Source organism: Flocculibacter collagenilyticus (assembly GCF_016469335.1).
In the GTDB taxonomy this organism is placed as follows: Bacteria; Pseudomonadota; Gammaproteobacteria; order Enterobacterales; family Alteromonadaceae; genus Flocculibacter; species Flocculibacter collagenilyticus.
In genome coordinates this window covers 2395648-2416177 of record NZ_CP059888.1, presented here as the reverse complement: position 1 = coordinate 2416177, position 20530 = coordinate 2395648, and the positions used below count along the sequence as shown (strand labels likewise).

18 protein-coding genes are annotated in these 20530 nt (G+C 38.6%); 7 read left to right on the top strand and 11 right to left on the bottom strand.

Annotated elements, in window-relative coordinates; genetic code table 11:
• The first annotated feature begins 259 nt into the window (after window positions 1-259).
• From htpG to HUU81_RS10705, 3 genes are all read left to right on the top strand, one after another.
• Window positions 260-2182: a molecular chaperone HtpG gene (gene htpG / locus HUU81_RS10715; RefSeq protein WP_199608943.1), complete on the top strand. Its 1923-nt coding sequence runs from the start codon at window positions 260-262 to the stop codon at window positions 2180-2182.
• Between the two features lie 156 nt (window positions 2183-2338).
• Window positions 2339-2983 carry an adenylate kinase gene (adk, locus tag HUU81_RS10710; protein ID WP_199608942.1) on the top strand — a complete coding sequence of 215 codons (645 nt, stop codon included), beginning with the start codon at window positions 2339-2341 and terminating at the stop codon, window positions 2981-2983.
• 92 nt (window positions 2984-3075) lie between these two features.
• On the top strand, window positions 3076-3846 hold the full coding sequence (locus HUU81_RS10705; RefSeq protein ID WP_199608941.1) for an alpha/beta fold hydrolase: 771 nt from the start codon (window positions 3076-3078) through the stop codon (window positions 3844-3846).
• A gap of 161 nt (window positions 3847-4007) precedes the next feature.
• Here the strand turns inward: HUU81_RS10705 and HUU81_RS10700 are convergent, their stop codons facing one another.
• Together HUU81_RS10700 and HUU81_RS10695 are read right to left on the bottom strand one after the other, a co-directional pair.
• Window positions 4008-5135: a nuclear transport factor 2 family protein gene (locus HUU81_RS10700; RefSeq protein ID WP_199608940.1), complete on the bottom strand. Its 1128-nt coding sequence runs from the start codon at window positions 5133-5135 to the stop codon at window positions 4008-4010.
• A gap of 105 nt (window positions 5136-5240) precedes the next feature.
• Window positions 5241-6278 carry a helix-turn-helix domain-containing protein gene (locus tag HUU81_RS10695; RefSeq protein ID WP_199608939.1) on the bottom strand — a complete coding sequence of 346 codons (1038 nt, stop codon included), beginning with the start codon at window positions 6276-6278 and terminating at the stop codon, window positions 5241-5243.
• A gap of 477 nt (window positions 6279-6755) precedes the next feature.
• Here HUU81_RS10695 and gltS point away from each other — a divergent pair, with 477 nt between their 5' ends.
• Window positions 6756-7955, top strand: a complete 1200-nt coding sequence (gltS, locus tag HUU81_RS10690) for a sodium/glutamate symporter (RefSeq protein ID WP_199608938.1) — start codon at window positions 6756-6758, stop codon at window positions 7953-7955.
• 167 nt (window positions 7956-8122) lie between these two features.
• Here gltS and HUU81_RS10685 read toward each other — a convergent pair whose 3' ends face one another.
• Window positions 8123-8629: an Hsp20 family protein gene (locus tag HUU81_RS10685; RefSeq protein WP_199608937.1), complete on the bottom strand. Its 507-nt coding sequence runs from the start codon at window positions 8627-8629 to the stop codon at window positions 8123-8125.
• A gap of 246 nt (window positions 8630-8875) precedes the next feature.
• On the bottom strand, window positions 8876-9484 hold the full coding sequence (tpx, locus tag HUU81_RS10680; RefSeq protein ID WP_233520481.1) for a thiol peroxidase: 609 nt from the start codon (window positions 9482-9484) through the stop codon (window positions 8876-8878).
• 191 nt (window positions 9485-9675) lie between these two features.
• On the opposite strand from tpx, the gene HUU81_RS10675 reads away from it, so the two are divergent.
• The 3 genes from HUU81_RS10675 to HUU81_RS10665 all read left to right on the top strand — a co-directional run bounded on the left by HUU81_RS10675 (window position 9676) and on the right by HUU81_RS10665 (window position 12453).
• Entirely contained in the window at window positions 9676-10680 is a 1005-nt protein-coding gene (locus HUU81_RS10675; protein WP_199608936.1) for a response regulator, read from the top strand.
• A 2-nt stretch (window positions 10681-10682) separates the two neighbouring features.
• Window positions 10683-11654: a sensor domain-containing diguanylate cyclase gene (locus HUU81_RS10670; protein WP_199608935.1), complete on the top strand. Its 972-nt coding sequence runs from the start codon at window positions 10683-10685 to the stop codon at window positions 11652-11654.
• 253 nt (window positions 11655-11907) lie between these two features.
• On the top strand, window positions 11908-12453 hold the full coding sequence (locus HUU81_RS10665; RefSeq protein ID WP_199608934.1) for an outer membrane beta-barrel protein: 546 nt from the start codon (window positions 11908-11910) through the stop codon (window positions 12451-12453).
• A gap of 57 nt (window positions 12454-12510) precedes the next feature.
• Here HUU81_RS10665 and HUU81_RS10660 read toward each other — a convergent pair whose 3' ends face one another.
• The 7 genes from HUU81_RS10660 to HUU81_RS10630 form a co-directional block, all read right to left on the bottom strand.
• Window positions 12511-13221 carry a DUF3379 family protein gene (locus tag HUU81_RS10660; RefSeq protein WP_199608933.1) on the bottom strand — a complete coding sequence of 237 codons (711 nt, stop codon included), beginning with the start codon at window positions 13219-13221 and terminating at the stop codon, window positions 12511-12513.
• Window positions 13214-13777 (bottom strand): sigma-70 family RNA polymerase sigma factor, encoded by a 564-nt coding sequence (locus tag HUU81_RS10655; RefSeq protein ID WP_199608932.1) that lies wholly within the window; start codon window positions 13775-13777, stop codon window positions 13214-13216. Before HUU81_RS10655 ends, HUU81_RS10660 begins: the two co-directional genes overlap by 8 nt.
• Before the next feature lie 302 nt (window positions 13778-14079).
• Window positions 14080-15852 carry a BatD family protein gene (locus HUU81_RS10650; protein ID WP_199608931.1) on the bottom strand — a complete coding sequence of 591 codons (1773 nt, stop codon included), beginning with the start codon at window positions 15850-15852 and terminating at the stop codon, window positions 14080-14082.
• Window positions 15846-17864, bottom strand: a complete 2019-nt coding sequence (locus HUU81_RS10645) for a tetratricopeptide repeat protein (protein ID WP_199608930.1) — start codon at window positions 17862-17864, stop codon at window positions 15846-15848. The genes HUU81_RS10650 and HUU81_RS10645 overlap by 7 nt, the downstream gene beginning before the upstream one ends.
• A 2-nt stretch (window positions 17865-17866) precedes the next feature.
• Window positions 17867-18901: a vWA domain-containing protein gene (locus HUU81_RS10640; protein WP_199608929.1), complete on the bottom strand. Its 1035-nt coding sequence runs from the start codon at window positions 18899-18901 to the stop codon at window positions 17867-17869.
• On the bottom strand, window positions 18894-19445 hold the full coding sequence (locus HUU81_RS10635) for a DUF4381 domain-containing protein (RefSeq protein ID WP_199608928.1): 552 nt from the start codon (window positions 19443-19445) through the stop codon (window positions 18894-18896). Before HUU81_RS10635 ends, HUU81_RS10640 begins: the two co-directional genes overlap by 8 nt.
• Entirely contained in the window at window positions 19442-20455 is a 1014-nt protein-coding gene (locus HUU81_RS10630; protein WP_199608927.1) for a DUF58 domain-containing protein, read from the bottom strand. The genes HUU81_RS10635 and HUU81_RS10630 overlap by 4 nt, the downstream gene beginning before the upstream one ends.
• Window positions 20456-20530 lie beyond the last annotated feature (75 nt).

The following is a 20530-nucleotide window of genomic DNA, read 5'->3' as shown; positions in this document are numbered from 1 at the left end:
CGTTGAACATTGTGTTTGTCTACTCTGTTCTTCAAAGTACATTAATATATTACATAGCAAAATAGAGATACATTTAATCCTGAACAAAATTGTAACTTAAATACTTATTCATCATATTTTTATAATTTGATTTGCCTGAAACGTAATTTTTTACTTGAAAAAATGCTACTGCCCCCCATTTTACTTTTCAGCATATTTATTGTTTTGAGTTATTCGAAACAAGTTTAAGTTACATCAAGGTTGTTACAGGAGACGATTTATGTCTGAAGCGGCACATAAAGAAACACATGGCTTTCAAACGGAAGTAAAACAGTTATTACAATTAATGATCCACTCTTTGTACTCAAACAAAGAAATCTTTTTAAGAGAGCTTGTATCTAATGCGTCAGACGCGGCTGATAAACTTCGTTTTGAAGCATTATCAAATGGCGATCTTTATGAAAATGAATCAGATCTACACGTAAGAGTTAGCGTAAATAAAGACGCGGGCACCGTTACTATTTCAGATAATGGTATTGGTATGACACGCGACGAAGTGATTGAGCATTTAGGTACAATTGCTAAGTCGGGTACATCAGAGTTTTTCAAAAATTTATCGGGCGATCAGGCAAAAGACTCGCAACTTATCGGTCAATTTGGTGTTGGTTTTTACTCAGCGTTTATTGTGGCAGATAAAGTAACAGTAAGAACGCGTAAAGCGGGTGAAGACGCTAGTCGCGGTGTTGAATGGGAATCAATGGGGGAAGGCGATTTCTCAGTTGCGGATATTGAAAAAACTGGTCGCGGTACGGATATCATTTTACATATCCGTGAAGAAGAAAAAGAGTTTTTAGATGATTGGCGCTTACGCGGTATTGTAACCAAGTACTCTGATCACACCAGCATTCCAGTAGAAATGTTTGTTGAAGAAGTGCCTGAAAGTGAAGGCCCTGACGGCGAAAAAATTGAAGCAAAACCTGCACATTGGGAAGCAGTAAATAAAGCAACAGCGCTTTGGACACGTGAAAAGTCAGACATTTCTGAAGATGAATATAAAGAGTTCTACAAGCATGTAGGTCACGACTGGGAAGAGCCTCTGGTATGGAGCCACAACAAAGTTGAAGGTAAAACAGAATACACTAGCTTGTTATACATACCTGCACGTGCACCGTTTGACTTATGGAACCGTGATAAACAACACGGTTTGAAGCTTTACGTTCAACGCGTATTCATCATGGATGACGCAGAGCAGTTTATGCCTAGCTACCTGCGTTTCGTTAAAGGTGTGTTAGATTCAAACGATCTGCCATTGAACGTTTCTCGTGAAATTCTACAAGATAACAAAGTTACACAAGCTATTCGTAAAGGCTGTACAACGCGTGTATTAAAAACACTAGAGCGTATGGGTAAAAACGATGCTGAAAAATATCAAACATTCTGGAACGAGTTTGGTCAAGTTATTAAAGAAGGCCCAGCTGAAGACATGAGCAACAAAGAGCAAATCGCTAAATTAATGCGTTTTGCGAGTACTCATGAAGATAATGCGACTCAAAATGTTTCTTTAGAAGACTATGTTTCTCGTATGAAAGAGGGGCAAGATAAAATCTTCTATGTTGTTGCAGACAGTTTTGAAGCAGCTAAGAACAGCCCGCATTTAGAAGTTTTCCGTAAAAAAGGCATTGAAGTGTTATTAATGTCTGATCGTGTTGATGAGTGGATGATGAGCCACCTAACTGAGTTTGATGGTAAGTCATTCCAGTCTGTTACGCGTGGTGGTCTAGACCTTGGTGACTTAGAAGACGAAGAAGAGAAAAAAGCGAAAGAAGAAGTAGCTAAAGAATTTGAAGGCTTTGTCACTCGCGTTAAAGAAGCGCTTGGCGAAAAAGTGAAAGATGTTCGTGTTACAGATCGACTAACAAGCTCACCAGCATGTGTGGTAACAGATGACCACGACATGAGTTCGCAAATGATGAAGTTAATGGAGCAAGTAGGTCAAAGCGCACCGGAGCCAAAGCCTATTTTTGAAATTAACCCTGAGCATGCCATTGTTAAGCGTGTTGCAGATGAGCAAGATGAAGAACAATTTAAGCAATGGTCAGAAGTATTATTAGACCAAGCGTTATTAGCAGAGCGTGGTAGCTTAAAAGACCCAGCGTCTTTTGTGGCACGTTTAAATGGTTTAATGCTGCAATTAACTAAATAGTTAGCTATAAATTAATCAACCAAGTATAAAAAGGGGGCTAGCCCCCTTTTTTATTGCAGAAAATTTACATAGACCTTGTTATGCCTAGGTCAATATGTAAAGATTCAGCCAATTTGTTTTTACTTATTTTTCTCGAATCGTATAGGGGACATCGATATGCGCATTATTTTGCTAGGCGCACCTGGTGCAGGCAAGGGGACTCAAGCTCAATTTCTAATGCAAAAGTTTGGCATTCCACAAATTTCTACTGGTGATATGTTACGAGCTGCTATTAAAGAGGGTACTCCATTAGGCTTAGAAGCTAAGAAAGTGATGGATGCTGGTCAACTTGTTTCTGATGATATTATTATTGGTTTAGTAAAAGAGCGTGTTAAAAAGCCGGATTGTGAAAAGGGGTTCTTATTAGATGGTTTCCCAAGAACTATTCCTCAAGCTGATGCTATGAAAGAAAATGGCATTAATATTGACCATGTAATTGAATTTGATGTGCCAGACGATGTAATTGTAGAGCGTATGGGCGGACGTCGTGTTCACGCTGCATCTGGCAGGGTTTACCACACTGTTTATAATCCACCTGCTGTGGAAGGTAAAGATAATGAAACTGGCGAAGACTTGATGATTCGTGATGATGATCAAGAAGCGACAGTACGTAAACGTTTAGCTGTTTACCATGAGCAAACTAAGCCATTAGTCGCTTATTACCAGAATGAAGCGAAAAATGGTAACTGCACCTTTACTAATATGGACGGCACACAACCAGTTGAACAAGTTAGCCAAGCGTTATCTGAAATGTTTAACTAACCACTCATTGGTTGTTCAATTTTAAAATTAAATACCAGTTTTTATAACTGGTATTTTTTTATCTGAATATGACTACTTTTAAAGAGGATATTGTGTCTAAAGGTGGATTAAAAGTACTCGGTGATAATCATTCCAAAGCCATTGTTTTTCTACATAGCTCCCTTAGTTCGTCTGGTCAATGGGGCGCGCTATTAAATCAATTAAAAGATAATTATAAGTGCATATGTGTTGATTTATACGGTTATGGTAATGCGCCTGATGTCGTGGATGCTCAATCGTTTTCAATGCAAGAAGAAGTACAGCGTATACGTTCGTTTATAGAAAATGAGCACGTAACGACATTCAGTGTGATAGGACACTCCTATGGCGGTGCAGTAGGACTAGCATTAGCGCATGAACTGCACTTACAAGTTGAGCAGCTTATTTTATTCGAGCCAGTCGCGTTTAATTTATTGGATGAGTCTTCTTTAGAGTATGGTGAGGTATTGGCCTTGGTAGCCAATATGGCTAATGCTACACCTAAAGAGGCAGCGCGCTATTTTGTCGATTATTGGAATTTTTCAGGTTACTTCGATTCATTGCCAGTAAAAATTCAATTAATTTTTGAAGCGCAAGTTGGCAAGATTAAATGCGATTTTCAAGCGTTGACAGGAACACAATACACTCTTGCTGATTATGCGAGAACCTTAACAATGCCTTGCCATTTGTTACAAGGAAAGTTAAGTCGCAATTCAGCAAAACAAGTTGTAAGCACGTTAACACAACACTTAAAAAATACCTGGTTTACCGAAGTCAATGCAGGACACATGGCCCCCATAAGCCATGCGGACATGGTTAATCCCTATATTTTAGAAAGCCTATAGATCTATCTTACCTAAGCATGCTTCTCTGAATTGTGTTTTGCTTGATAGATTGATCAGTAGATTGATCAGTAGATTGATTAGTAGAGTTATATACACTACTAATCCAAGGGTTGCTGTATATAAAGCTCGGCAATGTGAAGCCGAGCTTCTATCTCAAGTGTTTAACTTTGCTTAAGTATTTCGATCATTCTTTCTGCGACTAAGGTGGATGATAAATGATTTTGGCCGGTAACTATTCGACCGTCGACTTCAACGTGTGGTGTATTTCGGTCTGAATGAATAAACTCGCCGCCCCTTTGTTCTATTGTTTCTTGAATTAAGAATGGAAACTCTTTGAAGTAAGCTTTGTTTGGGTTTTCAAAAGCGTCTGGATAACCTGATATGCGCTTGCCTGAGACTAAATATTCACCATCTTGGGTTTTCAGATTGACTATACCAGCAGTTCCGTGACAAACCGAAGATACAACTCCATTTTGTTGCTCGTAAATAGTCATTGTAATGTTTTGAATTGTTTTGTTGTTAGCGACACCATACATGGCGTTTCCACCACCCACATAATGCACCGCTCTGTAGCGTGATGGATCAATGTCTGAAGGCTTCTTTGTATGTCCAATCGCATACATAAAGTTGCTGTTATACAAATATTGCTTGTGAATGGCTTCGGAAGTATTGATGTAGGCAAGAGGAATTGCTCCGCCTTGTGGGCTAACAAAGTCGATAGTATAACCAGCCGCTTTAAAGGTATCGTATGCTTTCACTATTTCCGAAAAGCTGACCCCTGTAGGCAGATTAGAGTTACCATGAAAATGTGCATTAGACACAATAAATAGAATACGCTCGCCGTTATGATATGTTTGCTCACTGGCTGCGGTTTTACTGATCACTTTCCAGCCTGTAGCTAGCTTTTTCAATAAAAATAAATCTACATAGCGAGTCGACTTGCTAGGCAACAAAATTTCCACTTTGGCTGTGGCTATGCCTCCTTCAACGTCAATAGATAAAATCTCACCAATTCGACCGTTAAATTTGCCTTTATTTTTTGTTTTAAACCAAGATGCATACTCATTAACATCTACGGATTTTATTTTTTTGTTTTTATCTTCCAGTAATAATTTAGCTTGTTTTGAAAAAGCGTTTTTGATTTTTGACTGATCGTTAAATGAAGTGCCTTCAATATAATTTGATAATGTTTGTTCAATTTGTTGGATGTCGTGGCTTTGAGCTGACAAAGGTAAACTGAATATGCTCAAAGTGAGTGTGAGTAGTAGGGATAGTAAATAATTTTTCATAATTTTTCCTTAAGCTTAGTGTAATGCTAACCTAAGGAAAAAAAGCTTATAAAACATTAAATTATCATAATTTCGAACTACGGAATTATAATTTAGTAGTCTTGATTAAGCAGATAACTGTTGCTCTGAACGAAATCTTGCAGGCGTAGTTTGCTCAAATTTATTGAATGCAGAATAAAAGGTAGATTGAGAGTTATAACCTGATGCTTCAGCAATTACTTCTATCGTCATCGCGGGAGATGCTTTTAGCAGCTGTTTTGCCTCCTCAATTCGCCATTCATTTACATAATCATTAAATGACTTTTGCAAATTATCATTAATGAGTTGTGATAACTGAGGAACAGATATATGCATCTTTTTTGCTAATAATGGCAGAGTTAAATTTGAATTTTTATAAAGCTTTTCTTCGGACATCAACGTTGTTAAGCGTTTAATCAGCTCAGTTTGCAATGATTTATCTATTTTTTTGTTTGCGTAGGGTTTAGCTACTTTAGTCCGGTATTTTTTGGAATAGAACCATAACAGCACCGATACATACAAAATAAAGGAGAACGACAGCGCGCCAACAATGTAAGAGGTATATGAAGAAGTGAAATAAGAGAACCAAATTAACGCTGTGCCAACAAATACGTTAGTACTGAGCCACTCTTCTTTAGATAAAGGTGTTTGGTTACGTACCGATGCGAAAATTCTAGGCAATAACATGACTCCAGCAAGTAATATATAAGCTCCCCAACTTAGATTTATAACTCGGTAAAATAATCCCCACAACTCAGTATTAGATTGATATGGAAATAAGATGCCAGCGCTAATGGTCACTGCTAACAACAACCCTAAATGCCAAGTCCATTTAAATTTTAAGGTATATAATTTGCCAACATTGCTGGCTGTATAAAAGTAAAGAAAAGGGCCAATTAGAAAACAGGCTGACAAACCTAGTTGCAAAAACTGTTTGCCTATATTGGGGTCGAAATAAAACCAGATGGATTTAGAAATACGCATGCTAATCATGAAGATTAAGGCTGATAATAAGCGCTGTTGAATACTTTTGGGTTTTAAGAAAAACAAGTACGCAGCTAAAAGCAAACCATTAAATGCACCAAGCGCACTAAAAAAGAAAAGTAAGTGACCTGAAATAGTCATCAGTTATACCTTGTGTATTTGTTATTTCAATTTTTAAACGTCATTAGCAGCAAGTAGGTAACCTATTAAATTTAGGCTAGGTTAGCGTTCCCATTCTTGATATTTAAGGACAGAGCACTGCGATGTACGCGTTTTTAGCTCAATAATATAGAAAATAAATTGTAATAAAAGTCAGTTAGACATGGAGGCGATTTAAATCTAAGCCTGTAAAAATGACTTTAATGTTAGCCACTAATGTATTAATAAGGGTTATAGCGGTCAAGTTAATTGCTCAATGCTTACTGGCTTTGCCAATACCTTTTTAATTTATTGACTATAAGGCGAATTATTACGGGAAGTTTGAAGCTTTTTATAATCAACCATTTATACTTAAAAATGCGTACAACTCTTACGGTAGAGTTCATTAAGGAAAAGAATACTCGTTAGTCATCGTACTCTTAGAGTTATCCAGCGCTGTTCAAATATAAGGAGCCACTGATGGCTAATATTTCTCTCGATTCATTTATGACATATACACTTGGGATATTGGTATTTTTCGTTGGCGTAACGATTACCAAGCGAATCAAATTTTTAAGAGATTTTAATATTCCAGAGCCTGTAACAGGCGGCTTGCTGGCTTCGTTTTTAGTGTATGCGTATTTCAGTGCGACAGGCGGTGAAATTTCATTTGACCTGTCTACCAGAGATCAGCTTTTAGTATATTTCTTCACTGCTATAGGGTTAAACGCCAGAGTGACTGATTTAGCTGAGGGCGGCAAGCCATTATTGATACTTCTAGGTCTAACCTTATTATTCATTGTATTTCAAAATGTAATCGGTGTGATTAGTGCCTTAGTGCTGGGTTTGTCTTCACCTATCGGGGTTTTAGCTGGCTCGGCATCACTAATCGGTGGGCATGGTACGGTTATAGCGTGGGCACCCGATGTAGTTAATTTAGGCGTGTTAAACGCGTTAGAAATTGGCGTTGCATCTGCAACGTTGGGCTTAGTAGTGGCAAGCTTGATTGGTGGGCCAATCGCTAAGTTTCTTATCAATAAATATCAACTTTCAGGTCAAGAGGATGAAGTATCTACAGTTGGTATTGAGTTTGACAGAACGAAAACCGACAGCATTAACCATTTGGATTTTATGGTAGTAATATTGGTATTACATATCTGTATTATTATTGGTTATATGCTAAATAATTTTATTGCTGCGTTGGGGATTAAGCTACCACTGTTTGTTGCCTGTTTACTAACCGGGATCATTCTTTCTAATACAGTAGCTAAATTAATTCCCGAGCGCTATTGGCCAGCAAGAACGCCATCATTAGCAATAGTGTCAGACTATTCCCTAAGTATTTTCTTAACAATGTCGCTAATGAGCATGCAATTGTGGACCATTGCAAACCTTGCAGGGCCTTTACTAATCATTTTAACGATGCAAACAATTGGAGTGATTGCGTTTATTTTATTAGCAGTTTTTCCTTTAATGGGAAAAGGTTACCAAGCGGCAGTGATTAGTGCGGGATTTGGTGGGTTCGCATTAGGTGCGACACCTACGGCTGTAGCAAATATGACTGCGGTAACTAAAGCTAATGGCCCAGCCCCCACTGCTTTTCTCATTTTACCGTTGGTAGCAGCATTTTTTGTGGACCTTACTAATGCGTTTGTCATTCGTTTTTTCTTAAGTTTTTGAGTAAAAGAAAGTTGGTAAGTAGTAAGATTACATTGTCTGATTTGGAAATTGGGAAGGCACAAGTGACTAAACAAAGCGGAATACAGGCATAAAAATAGCCCCTTGATTGGAGGGGCTATGTTTTTGGGAGAACTAAACTAATAAATTAAGAATCAAACGAAAGTTGTTTAAGCTACTTTTTCTTCCGCTTTATTTTCTAATTTTTCATTGTTATCAAGTTTGCCTTCTAGCAATGGCTTTTGGTGGTTATTAGTTGAAATTTGAATTTTTCGCGGCTTTAATTGCTCAGGGATCTCGCGAATTAGTTCAACATGCAATAAACCATTTTCCAAATTAGCGCCTTCTACGCGAACATAGTCACCTAATTGGAATTTACGCTCGAAATTGCGTTCTGCAATACCTTGATGTAGAAAGTTTGTTTTACTTTTATTACTCGAAGACTCTTTGTTGCCTCGAATAATTAAATTATTTTCATGAGTTTCAATTTCTAGCTCATTCATAGAAAATCCAGCTACGGCAAGTGTTACGCGGTAGTTGTTTTCTTCTATCAACTCAATATTGTATGGAGGGTAGCTAGGTGACTTCTCTGCTCTTTGGGCACCTTCAAGCAATGACGCTAGGTGATCAAAACCAATAAATGAGCGGTGAAGTGGAGATAGATCGATATTACGCATTTTCATATCCTCTTTATTAAGCAATATGTATGTAGTTTCAACCTTTTTTAAAGCGATGAACTACTAAATTAATTATTAATGGAGTCGTTAGAAAGATGTTAGCTTTAACAACTTATCTACTTTCCTCCGATTCAGGCCCCTTGTTCGGCGGCCTGATTAATTAATATGGACAGGGAAAATGTTTTCAAGGGAAAGTAATGAAAAATATTTTAAATATTTTCTAATTTATTGATTATGTATAGTTTTTTATTTTTCAATTTTCTGCAATGCTTTTAATGCGGTAACATAGTCTGGATGATGAGATAGCTGCGCGACCACTTCTTTATAAGCTACGTTCCCTTCTTTGTTAATGATAAGTATCGAGCGCGCAAGTAATCCCATATCTTTAATCATAAGTCCATATTTAGCACCAAAGTCATGCCATACTGAATCAGATAAAACTTGTATTTTGTCTACTTTTTCATTTTGGCAAAACCGTTTTTGTGCGAATGGAAGATCAGCACTTATCGTAAGCATTACTACATCGTTAGGAAAATTAGCGACTTCTTCATTAAATCGTTTTGTTTGTAAAGAACAGACACCAGTATCTAGGCTTGGTACAACACTTAGGAGGATAGTTTTACCTTTAAAACTAGAAAGTTCAACGGGTGTAAAAGTACCATCTACCACTTTAAAGTTAGGTGCTTTATCACCTTCGTTTATCTGCTCACCTTGTAGAATTACATGTTTATTGCCTGCTTTGACTAACCCTTTAGTTTCGTCAATATCTTTACAATCAGCTACACTTAAAAAAGAGATAAAAGTAATCCCTAGAACGGTAGTTAAAAAAAGTGTTTTCCTTAAAATTTTCATCATTTTGCCTCTATTTTTGGATTGTAGTTGCCGAGATAGTTAAACATAGTCTAAATATTATGTGAGGAATCTTTTTTAGGATCTAATTTATTTCATACGATGTAAAGATTGGACTTCACTTTTTGCATAAAATGTCAGATAGTTAGGTTATAACCCAGTATTAAACTCATAGCGGTGAGGATGAAATTTACGCCATGTCGACACCTGTATTAATATGCGATGATTCAAACATGGCCCGCAAGCAAATGGCGCGATGCCTCCCAGAAAACTGGGACGTAGACGTAACATTTGCAGGTAATGGGCAAGAGGGGATGACAGCGCTTCGCGAAGGTAAAGGTGAGGTACTCTTCTTAGACTTGAACATGCCAGTGATGGATGGATATGAAGTATTGCAAGCCATCAAAGATGAGGGCATTAGCGTATTAGTTGTGGTTGTGTCGGGTGATATTCAACCCGAAGCCCGCGATAGGGTAATGAGTCTTGGCGCATTAGATTTTATCAAAAAGCCAATTGATAAAGAAAAGTTAGCCGAGCTACTCGAAAAGTATGGTGTTAAAAGTCAGGACGACATGAAAAAGCTAGCGCCAACCATTGAAGAGCAACTAGATCCAGATTTACGGGATGTATTCCAAGAGTTGACTAATGTTGCAATGGGGCAAGCAGGTGATTTATTAGCTCGTTTACTGAATGTATTTGTAAAGCTGCCCATTCCAAATGTAAACCTTATCGAAGTGAGTGAATTATCAATGGCGCTTCGTGCTGTTGAAGAAAATGATACAACCTCTGGCACCTGCCAAGGATTTATTGGTGGTGGCGTATCGGGTGAAGCACTACTCATTCTTAACGATTCCAGTTTTAAAGACATCGCCAAATTAATGCAATACCAAGGCGACTTAAGTGATGACGTAGAGCTTGAGTTGCTTATGGATATTTCAAACATTCTTACTGGTGCTGTACTTTCTGGCCTTGCTGTTCAATTAGATATGGGCTTTAGCCAAGGGCATCCAGTAGTGCTCGGTCAACACTGTAATGTGTCAGAATTAATTAAGGCTAATGCTGAAAGATGGAAAAAAACCTTAGCAATTGAAATAAGCTACGGTATTGAAAATTACGACATAACAGTAGATTTGTTATTAATGTTTACTGAAGATTCACTTAAAACACTTAAATATAAAGTTGAATATTTACTTGAAGATTAATTATGCCTAACGCTCAAATAGAAGTATCAGAAATTCACTGGTTGATGGAAATGTTCCAAACCGTTGATGTTGGTTTGGTGGTAATTGATCAAGAATATAAAATTCAAGTCTGGAATGGTTTTATGGAAAACCATAGTGGATTAAGGCCAAGCCAGGTACGTGAAGATGATATTTTTGAATTATTTACTGAACTGGATGAAGAGTGGTTTAGACATAAATCAGAGCCTGTATTCAAACTAAAAAATCGTGCTTTCACCATTTGGGAGCAGCGCCCCTACATATTTAAATTTAAAAACTATCGTCCTATCACAGGTAGCGCAGAATACATGTATCAGAACGCTACCTTTATCCCGCTAAGTGATGTTACAGGTGTGGTTCAGCATATCTGTATTATTATTTATGATGTGACTGACGTAGCGGTTAATAAGTTAGAACTTGAAAAAGCGAATACATTATTAGGTGAGCAAAGTAGAACCGATAGACTAACAAACCTTAATAACCGCGGTCATTGGGAAGAGTGTTTAAAAAGAGAGTTTAAGCGACTACGTCGTCGAGGTTCTAAGGGTAGCTCACTGCTTATGTTCGATATTGATCATTTTAAGAAAGTGAACGACGGCTACGGCCACTCTGCTGGTGATGCGGCCATTATCCACTGTGCAAATGTATTAAGAGCAAACTTGCGTGAAACAGACGTTGCTGGTCGTTATGGTGGGGAAGAATACGCAGTTATTCTCACAGATACGAATGCAGAGGATGCTAAAATTTTTGCAGAGCGTATTAGAAAAGCAATTGAAGAATCCGTTGTTAAATACGAAGAAAATGAAATCCGCTTTACAATCAGTCTAGGTATTGCTGAATACTCCGACTCCTTAGCAAATCACACTAAATGGATTGAAGCGTCTGATGAGGCTTTATATCAGTCTAAAGAAGGTGGCAGAAATCAGGTTAGTGTGTATCAGCACGCAAATGAATAACCCTGTTCATTTTCTAAAATAAACTATGTTCATATAGCTCAATATCAGTAAACACTTTGTTACCAATGACAGAGTGTTTCTTGTTGATTTTATAAGGTATAAATGTAAAATCCATGCGCTTAAATGTTATTTAATAATAAAACCTGTCAGGCTTAGCCTTGCTAATAAGGCAAACACAGTTTTGCAGATAACATTTTTATATTATCCATAAACTAACTTATGGATAGTTTATTTGCTTAGTAAAAGGATTATTATGTTTAAAAGAACTCTTCTTACAACACTTCTAGCTGTCACCTCTTTTTCGTCATCTGCAAATTGGGTTACGGGTGTTTCATATATCAGTTTCTCTCAAGATATAGAGGAAGTTACTGTAAGTGCTGATGATATTAACATGAGTTTGTTAGCTGCTACATTAGGTTATAAATTCTCAGTAGCTGAAAATTTTTATCTTATTCCTGAATTACGTTTGGGTACTGGTATCAGTGATGATAGCTTACGGGTACTTGGCGAAAATGTTGACTTAGAAATTGATAGTGTAAAAAGCGCAGCGTTAAAAGCGCAATACGAATTTTCAAATAATATTTATATTTTTGGCAGTTACACGCATGCATCTTTAGAATTATCTGCAACGTCTACTTCAGGGTTTAGTTCTTACTCATTTACGGAAGAAGGTAGTGATTCTGGCTTTGGTGTTGGAGCTGGATATAACTTTAGTGAAGACTTTGCTTTAGAAGTATCGCTTGAGTCTTATGATGATGATGTAGAGTTTGCTACTTTAAGCTTAAAATACACGTTTTAATTGATATAAAGCTCAGCTTAATGCTGAGCTTTATTGTAAAAGGTGCTTATGAAAAGCTTAAGCATCCCATGAAAGGCTTTCAACCAACTCTTGTTTAGTTGAGGCTAAATTCTCAGCCTTATTACCCACTATTACTATATGCTTACCATGCATTGAAACAACTTCACCATGATATTGGTTATCATTGAAGGTGTTTTGCGCTAATAACTTATCATGTTGAGGCACTACAAAAACGGTAATAGGCCCTGCTTTACCTTCTAAAATTAAATGCAAGCTTCTGATCCCTTTAAATGTACAAAAACTCGCAAACTTCATTTCGCCAATGCTTTGTAAAAATTTACCGCCATAACTTGCCAGTTTGGTATTCACTTTGGCTAAACTAACGCTGTAATCTGCATCAGCAGTGTGATCAAGTTCGTGGTAAATATGTGCAAGCGCATGATCGCCGATACCAGTCTCAGCAACACTGAAATTAATGCTATTAATGCCTAAGCCAAACGCAACTGCAACTGAAGCTGCCATGGCAAGAAAGGTATTGCGTTTTTTCTTGCTTTGTTTATGGTTCGTTAACGTTTGACGAAGAATTAATCTTTCCGCCAAATTTTCAGGCACATCGACATTTAAACTTTGCTCGATTTTTTTGTCTAAATGTTGAATGTCAGAAACAAACTGCTGTTTTTTAGGATCAGACATGATTTCTGCATTCATCTCTTCGGTAATACCTTTTGGATCTGCATATATTTGCCGACGGAATCCTAACTCATCCATTACTTTGCCCCTTTAATTCTTTATTTACTTCAAGCGCTTCTTTAAGCTGGTTTCTAGCTCTAAAGAGTCGAGTCATCACAGTGTTTTTGTTCAAAGACAGCATGTCTGCGATTTCGTCTCCAGAAAAACCTGCAACAACCTGTAACACCAGTGGTTCTCGGTACTCTTCTGGTAATTGCATAATTTGCTTTCGAATGAGCTGTTGCTCAATCTGTTCTTCCGTTGTAGCACTTATACAGTCCTCTAAGGGTTGATGCTCCATATCAACATAGTTAAACTGCTTGCGTTCAAAGCGGCGTGCATTTTCACGCCTTAAAATAGTGATCAACCAAGACTTAGCAGCCCCTTCCTCTTTTAAAGAGTCGAGCGCTTTCCAAGCGCGTAAAAACGCTTCTTGAACTAAATCCTCTGCTATTGTCGGGTCGTGACAAAGCCAATATGCATATCGATATAGCTCGGTATGATAGGCTTTGACTAACGCCTCGTATCGTTTTTGTTTATCTGCCATATTTGACAAGACCGAGGCGTTTGCATTTTTCTTTCCAAATAATGTCATTTTAGTTTTCTGGAATGGTAAGTAAAAACAGTTTAACGCTCAAAAGCAGTGTTTTCTAGTATGCAAAGTGTGGTGATTCGGCGGGAATGGGGGCATCTGGTATAGGCGTTGCGAATACATCCGTCAATATGTCTCATTCTGATAACCGAATTAAGAATGAGACATATTAGCGCTTGTTGACCTTTCGAGGTCGAATTTTGTTCAATCTAAACGCTTTTTGATCGCGGTGTGACAAATATAGCTTGGTTATTCCAAGTGAACTCGAAAGGTCAACACCCCTAACAAATATGGATTTAATAATATTAAGGGTTTAATGGTTCAAGCTGTATTGGGTGCGTAGTTTTGTGAGCAAGTGTAATGCTTTTTTCTTGTTGTAGTTGCTTTAGCAGCTTCATCATTTGTGCGCCATGCCATTCGTTTGACTCCAACTGCTTACTTGAGTACAACGCGTAGTTAAGTAAATTTAGCTGCTTCTCTAAGTCAGAAAAGAAATCACGTTGCTTACCCGTACTTGCTGTTTGCAATACTTTCTTTATATCTTCAACGCTTTGCACATTAAGTGGATGATAAACACAATTAAACCACGTTAACATTGCACGATAAAATGCGTTTGTATCGTCAGCTTTTACCGCAGATTGCATTTTATTCCAGTATGCTTTGCCGCTCGCAGGCGTTGACGGTTCAGCACCGCGTTTTTTTGGTATGTCAGCAGTGTGGTTTTGCTTGAGGTATTTTACATGAAGCAACCATGCTAAAAGAGTGAGCAGCCACAAGCCTAAGCTAAGCAGAGTTAACAGGTTAAACGAGACGTTTGGTTCAACCGAAAAGCTTGGTGTAGTCAGAGACTCAACAGAGTCAGTTACGTCACTATTTTGAGTTAAAGGTTGAGCGTCATTGGTGGCTAGCGTTTGATTTATTGCTTGGCCGGTAACAGTAATCGTTTTAGCGGGTAGGGTGGCATAGTTAATTTCTTTGGTAATCGTGTTGAACCAAGGCACAGATATTTCAGGAAGTGTGTACTCTCCAGACTGATTAGGAACAAATGCGGCTGACTCCACACGTTGAGATATGACTTTGCCATTTCTTTGCACTGATGTTGATTTGGCTTGGTCAGCATAAATTTTAATATTACCATCAGCCGTAAATGTGATTTCTGGCAGAATAGACTCGTTCACACCTACAGCGGTTAACGATACTGTGCGGGTAATCGGCTCTCCAACCTTGTACTCTGTCGCTATAGGTTGCCATTCTTCAGTAATGGTAACAAATTCACTGGGTAACCAATTTTCCGGATAGTTATCAGGAATAGGTTGAACTTCGATTTCAATATCATTACCTACGCGGCTAATAGGCTTGGTGCGGGTCATTGAGTTAAAGAATGAACGTCGGCGAGTGCTTTCCACTACCTCACCATTAAAAACCACGCCGCTAATGGTAAATGTGCCACTTTTTTGTGGTGTAATGGAATAGACTCGTTCAATCACGCGGTAGCGTTTTCCATTTACAATTTCGTTTGTTTCTTTATCTTTACCCACTTGGTTGATGGTAGCATCTGGCATAGCAGGTTCAGTAAGGCTGCCACTTTGCAAATCGGTTGCGATATACAGTTTTACTGTGTAGCTAATCATTTGCTGAACAAACACAGAGTCAATATCAACTTGGCTATCGATGAATAGTTCTTTATGTTGATTGTTAGCCTGTGCATTGGCTGCAATCACTTCTAATTCAATGGGCTGGCTGCTAATGCCATCAATCGTGAAGCTTGGTATTAGGATTTTTCCTGCCTGACGGGGTATTAGCAGGGTTGTCCATTTCGTGGTTCGTGACATGTCACCATTAATAATTTGCGTATGGCTGCTTACTGAAGTATTACCAACAATAAAGTCCTGCATTAATGGTCTGCTGTTAAAAGCTGTTGAGTCTAAGCTGTCGTCAGCTATTACCTCTAATACGATTGATTCATTCAAAATTGCGGGATTACGATCTACAGTGGCCGTTACACGCGTTGTAGCAAACACTGACTGTGAAAATGCAATCAATATAAAAATAAATACACTTAGTTTAGATGTTACCACTTTTTATCAGCTCCTCGATTAAACCCATTACGTCTGCGCTTTTGATGTTCTAGCTGCATTTTATTTCGCAGCAAAATAGCAGGATCATCATTTACTTTACGCATTAGCTGTTGAATGACTTGTTGTTGTTCTTTTTCTTCCGCAGATAACTCACTAGTCGGTTGGGCTGCGGCTGTTACAGATTCATTGTCTTTATTTTCAGCCGCTTTATCTTGCTCTTGTTGCATCATATTCTGTTGATCTGCATTTTCATTTTCGCGGGTGTCTTGTTCTTTATTTTGACTTAACGCGTCTTTGTTTTGGTCTTCAGGTTGATTTGATGATTCAGGAGAACGAGGCTGGGGACTGTCATTCTGTTGTTGATTAGCCTGCTCGTTTTCATTATTTTGAGCGTTGCTCGCATTATCTAGTTGCGACTGTTGCTCACTGTCAGATTGTTGTTCCGTGTTATTTTGTTGGTTTTGAGACTCGCTATTTTGTTTGGACTCTTGATTGCCCGCTTGCTCATTGTTTTGATTAGTGTTTTGATTAGCGTTTTTATCTGACTTATTACTCTGCTCTGACTGTTCGCCATCTTCTGAGCTATCATTACTGTCAGAGCTTTGGTTGTTATCATTATTCTGCTGCTGATTTTCCATCGCAGCTTTTATTTGCTCAATCACTTGCTTATTTTTCTTAGCTTCTTCGAAGTCGGGGTCAAGCTTCAGTGCCTCTTCATACGCATTGATGGCATCATCAAACTTATTAAGCTGCGCTAATGCATTACCTTGGTTATATAAACCCTCGGCACTATTGTCCTTTTTAAAATGCTCAAGCGCTTGCTCATAATCTCCGCTTTTATAGCTTGCTGCACCTTGCCATTTCGGGTCGTTAAACGTTTCAGCGGCTTGTTCAAATTGTTTGTTGTCGTAAAGCTGTTTAGCCTGTTGGTTCTGCGTTTGCCAAAGGTTGTCCCACCAATTTGCATACACAGGAGTGGGGCTGAGTGTGCCAATTAACAGCACAATAGCAAAGCCAGAAATAACGCCGCGTCTAAATGCATACGCTGCAAATGGTAAAATAATAAAAATGAGATATACGCCCATGTCTTGCCATTGATCGCCAAATTGATCTTCATTACTTTCTTTAGTGTCAGCATTCATTTTCTCTAGCTCAGGAATATTGGCTAATTTTTTTATGTCATTATCTGAAGACGACACTGAAACAAAATAACCGTTGGTAGAGCGTGCAAGCGCTCTAAGTTGGCTAGTATTTATTTTAGGAATTACAATGCTACCCGCGTTATCTTTTAATAGCTCACCATTTTCTAATGTGATTGGGGCACCTTCTTGCGTGCCAACACCTAAAATATTGAGTCGATGATTATATTTTTTAATAAAGCGTTGTATGTCGCTTAACTCTTGATAGTCAATGCCGTCAGTAATCAAATAAATATCACCTTGTGTATATCCGGCATTTCTAAATAGTTCATCCGCCTTGTTGAGCGCGACGATAGGGTTGCTTCCCTGTGCCGGCATTAACTCTGGTTTTAAGCTTGGAATAAGGCTAATGATATTTTTATAATCGGGCGTTAAAGGCGAGATCACAAAGGCGTCATTTGCATAAGCAATTAACCCGGCGTCACCATCAGTAAATGTGTTAATTAAGTCGATCGCTTTATAACGAGCGCGGGTAAGCCTATTTGGTGTTATATCTGTTGCTCGCATGGATAGCGACATATCCATAATTAAAAGTTTGGCAGCTTTAACCTGATAAACCGGTTGCGGTAACTTTTGCCAAGTAGGTCCTGCTAGCGCAATAGTAGCAATTAGCCAAGTAACATATAGCATCCATAGTGGGGCGTGATGTTTAGATTGACTGTTTGAATCAAGTAACACGTTTACTAAATGAGCAGGAATGATAGCCCGCCAATCTGAATGCTTTATTTTTACTTTATGCAAAAGCAGCATGATAAGCGCTAACGGAATTAATGCAAAAAGCCAGTCGGGGCGAATAAAATGAAACTGTTCCATATTTAGTTAGCTCCTTGTATTGAAGCTGTTTTATCAGGTGACTTACTTCTTTTCATTATTACATTGTTGAATAGTGCACTTAATGCCATTAATACTGAGAGTAACAAGGCTGTTGCTAAAGGCCAGTAAAATAGAGCTGTCAGCGGTCGCATTTGGATTGTATCTTTTGCGATTGGTTCTAACTCATCTAATTGTTGATATATTTGTGCCAAACCAGCGGTGTCTTTTGCTCGAAAATATTGACCACCAGTTTTACTTGCCAGTTCAGTTAATAAGTTTTCATCCAGCTCAGCTGAAGGATTTACACTACGATTGCCAAAAAAGCTTCTTACTTGCATTTCATCAGCGCCTACACCAATAGTATAAATGGTAATATCGTGTTCTTCGGCTAGAGTAAGTGCTTCTTCAGGCGTTAGATTACCTGCAGTGTTTTGCCCATCGGTAAGCAAAATTAATACTTTATTCGTTTCCTCTTTATCAGCGAAACGCTTAGTTGCTAAGCCTACGGCATCGCCAATTGCGGTTTTTTCACCTACTAAACCGATTACCGCTTCTTGTAGCATGGTTCGAACGGTTTCTCGGTCGTAAGTAAGCGGCGTTTGTAAATAGGCTGTGTCAGCAAATAAAATCAGTCCTAGTCTGTCGCCAACCCTCCTTGAAATAAAATCACCCAATACATTTTTAAGCATTGTTAAACGATTAACTTGGCTGCCATTTAAAACCATATCTTCAATATCCATACTGCCAGATAAGTCGACCGCCAACATTAAATCGCGCCCTTCGCTGGGTAGGGCAATAGGCTCGCCTAACCATTGTGGACGAGCCGCCGCCGTAATTAGCAATAACCAAATTAAGGCAGGAATAAACAACGAACGCTGTGAAGCGTTGTTCATGCTCACTGCTTGATTAGGACTATATCGCAGAGCAGGCATGTGCAACGCTGCTTTGGGTTGCTCATTCGTTGCGGGTATTAGCATTCGAACAATAAAGGGAAGTGGCAATAATATAAACGCCCAAATAAAAGCGAACTCAAACATTAACAACCTCCTGCTTTTGCGCTTTCATTACAGTAGAAGAGGGCGGTAAAGCGGTTTTAATCCATTGTTCAGCGTATTGTTTGAACGCGCTTGCTGGCGCTTTTTGAGCATTACTCTGTTGTGGTTGGTATTGCAATGTTAGCCATTCGGAATTAAATGTAAGTGGTTTACCTTTATATGAACGTGCCTGACTATCAAGAAATTGTTGCCACGACGCCCCATGTAAATGCGCGATATTTTCTCTCGGGAAATAGGCTAAACAGGCGCGTTTTAACAGCGCGTTTATTTGTTGCAGTGCCGTATCAGAAGAAATAGCAATACGGTTTAATTCAGCCAAAGCTAGTTTTTGCTGTCTATGTTTCGTTTGATGACGCTGATACAGCCAAACTGTAATCGCAATAAAAGATAGCACTAATGCCATTAATATCCACCATCCAATAGCGGGCGGAAACTGACTAATAGTTTCTGGTGTTTGAATATCGTGCAACTGCGAAAGCGCTTGTTGCATGGGATTTATATTACTGGAAGACGTTGGAGCACTCATCGATTAATCTTTCTTCTTAATTGAATCTCTAGTGGGCTTGCACTAGTAAAATGCTGTAAGCCAATTCTATGTTTCTTTAGTAATTGTTGTTGCCGAGTAAACGAGGCGGCTACTTCGTTTTCGTATGCACGCATTTGTTGTTGATTGCCTAAGTTAATCGCCACCTTTTTATCACCAGTATTAACAAGCAGTTCACCATTAAATTTACCACTTGGAAGTTGATGCTCCATCGGATCAGTAACTTCGCAAGCAATAAGGTCGCAATGCTGCTTTATTTGCGCCAAATTTTTTAAGGCATTTTCAGTTAAGTGATAGAAGTCTGAAATAACATAAACCAATGCGCCGGGTTTAGCGATGCGACGTAATCGTTGGCAAGCATCTTCAAATAAGTCAGCGTTATGGCTTTCAGGTGACCGACTTAATGCGTTAAGGCCGTGCTGATGTAATTCTATTAACCCATGAAGTAATTGCAGTACGGCTTGCGAGCGAGATTTAGGCTTAAATTCTAAATGTTGAAACTGATTAACAATTAAGCCGCCAATTTTATCACCCCGTTGTTTTGCGCTCCACGCGATGAGGGCGGTTAAATGTGCAGCTTGAACAGACTTAAGCAGTAGTTTAGAGCCAAAAAACATCGAAGAAGAGAGATCGCACAGAATAAAAACAGGGCGCTCCATCTCTTCTCTAAATAACTTGGTGTGAGTTTTTCCCGTTCGAGCCGTTACTCGCCAATCAATAGTGCGAATATCGTCGCCTGGTTGATAATGGCGCACCTCGTCAAACTCCATACCTCTACCTTTGCTTTTAGCAAGGTAGTTGCCAGCAAGTTTTGACTGAATGGCATGTTTGGGTTTTAGGTCAAGTAACTGGGTTTTACTTTGGTAGTACAGCAACTCTTTCAAGGTTAAATTAGCACCTTGGCAATGTGCAAATTGCTGCCATTGCTTTATCCACTGTTGCTGTTCTAGCTCATTATTTAATGCTTCAGTGCGAGATACATTTACTGACATAAAAACTCTCTGTAATCACACATATGCTTAATTATCGTAACACGTATTACTTTGGTCATTGTTACTCATCTTTAT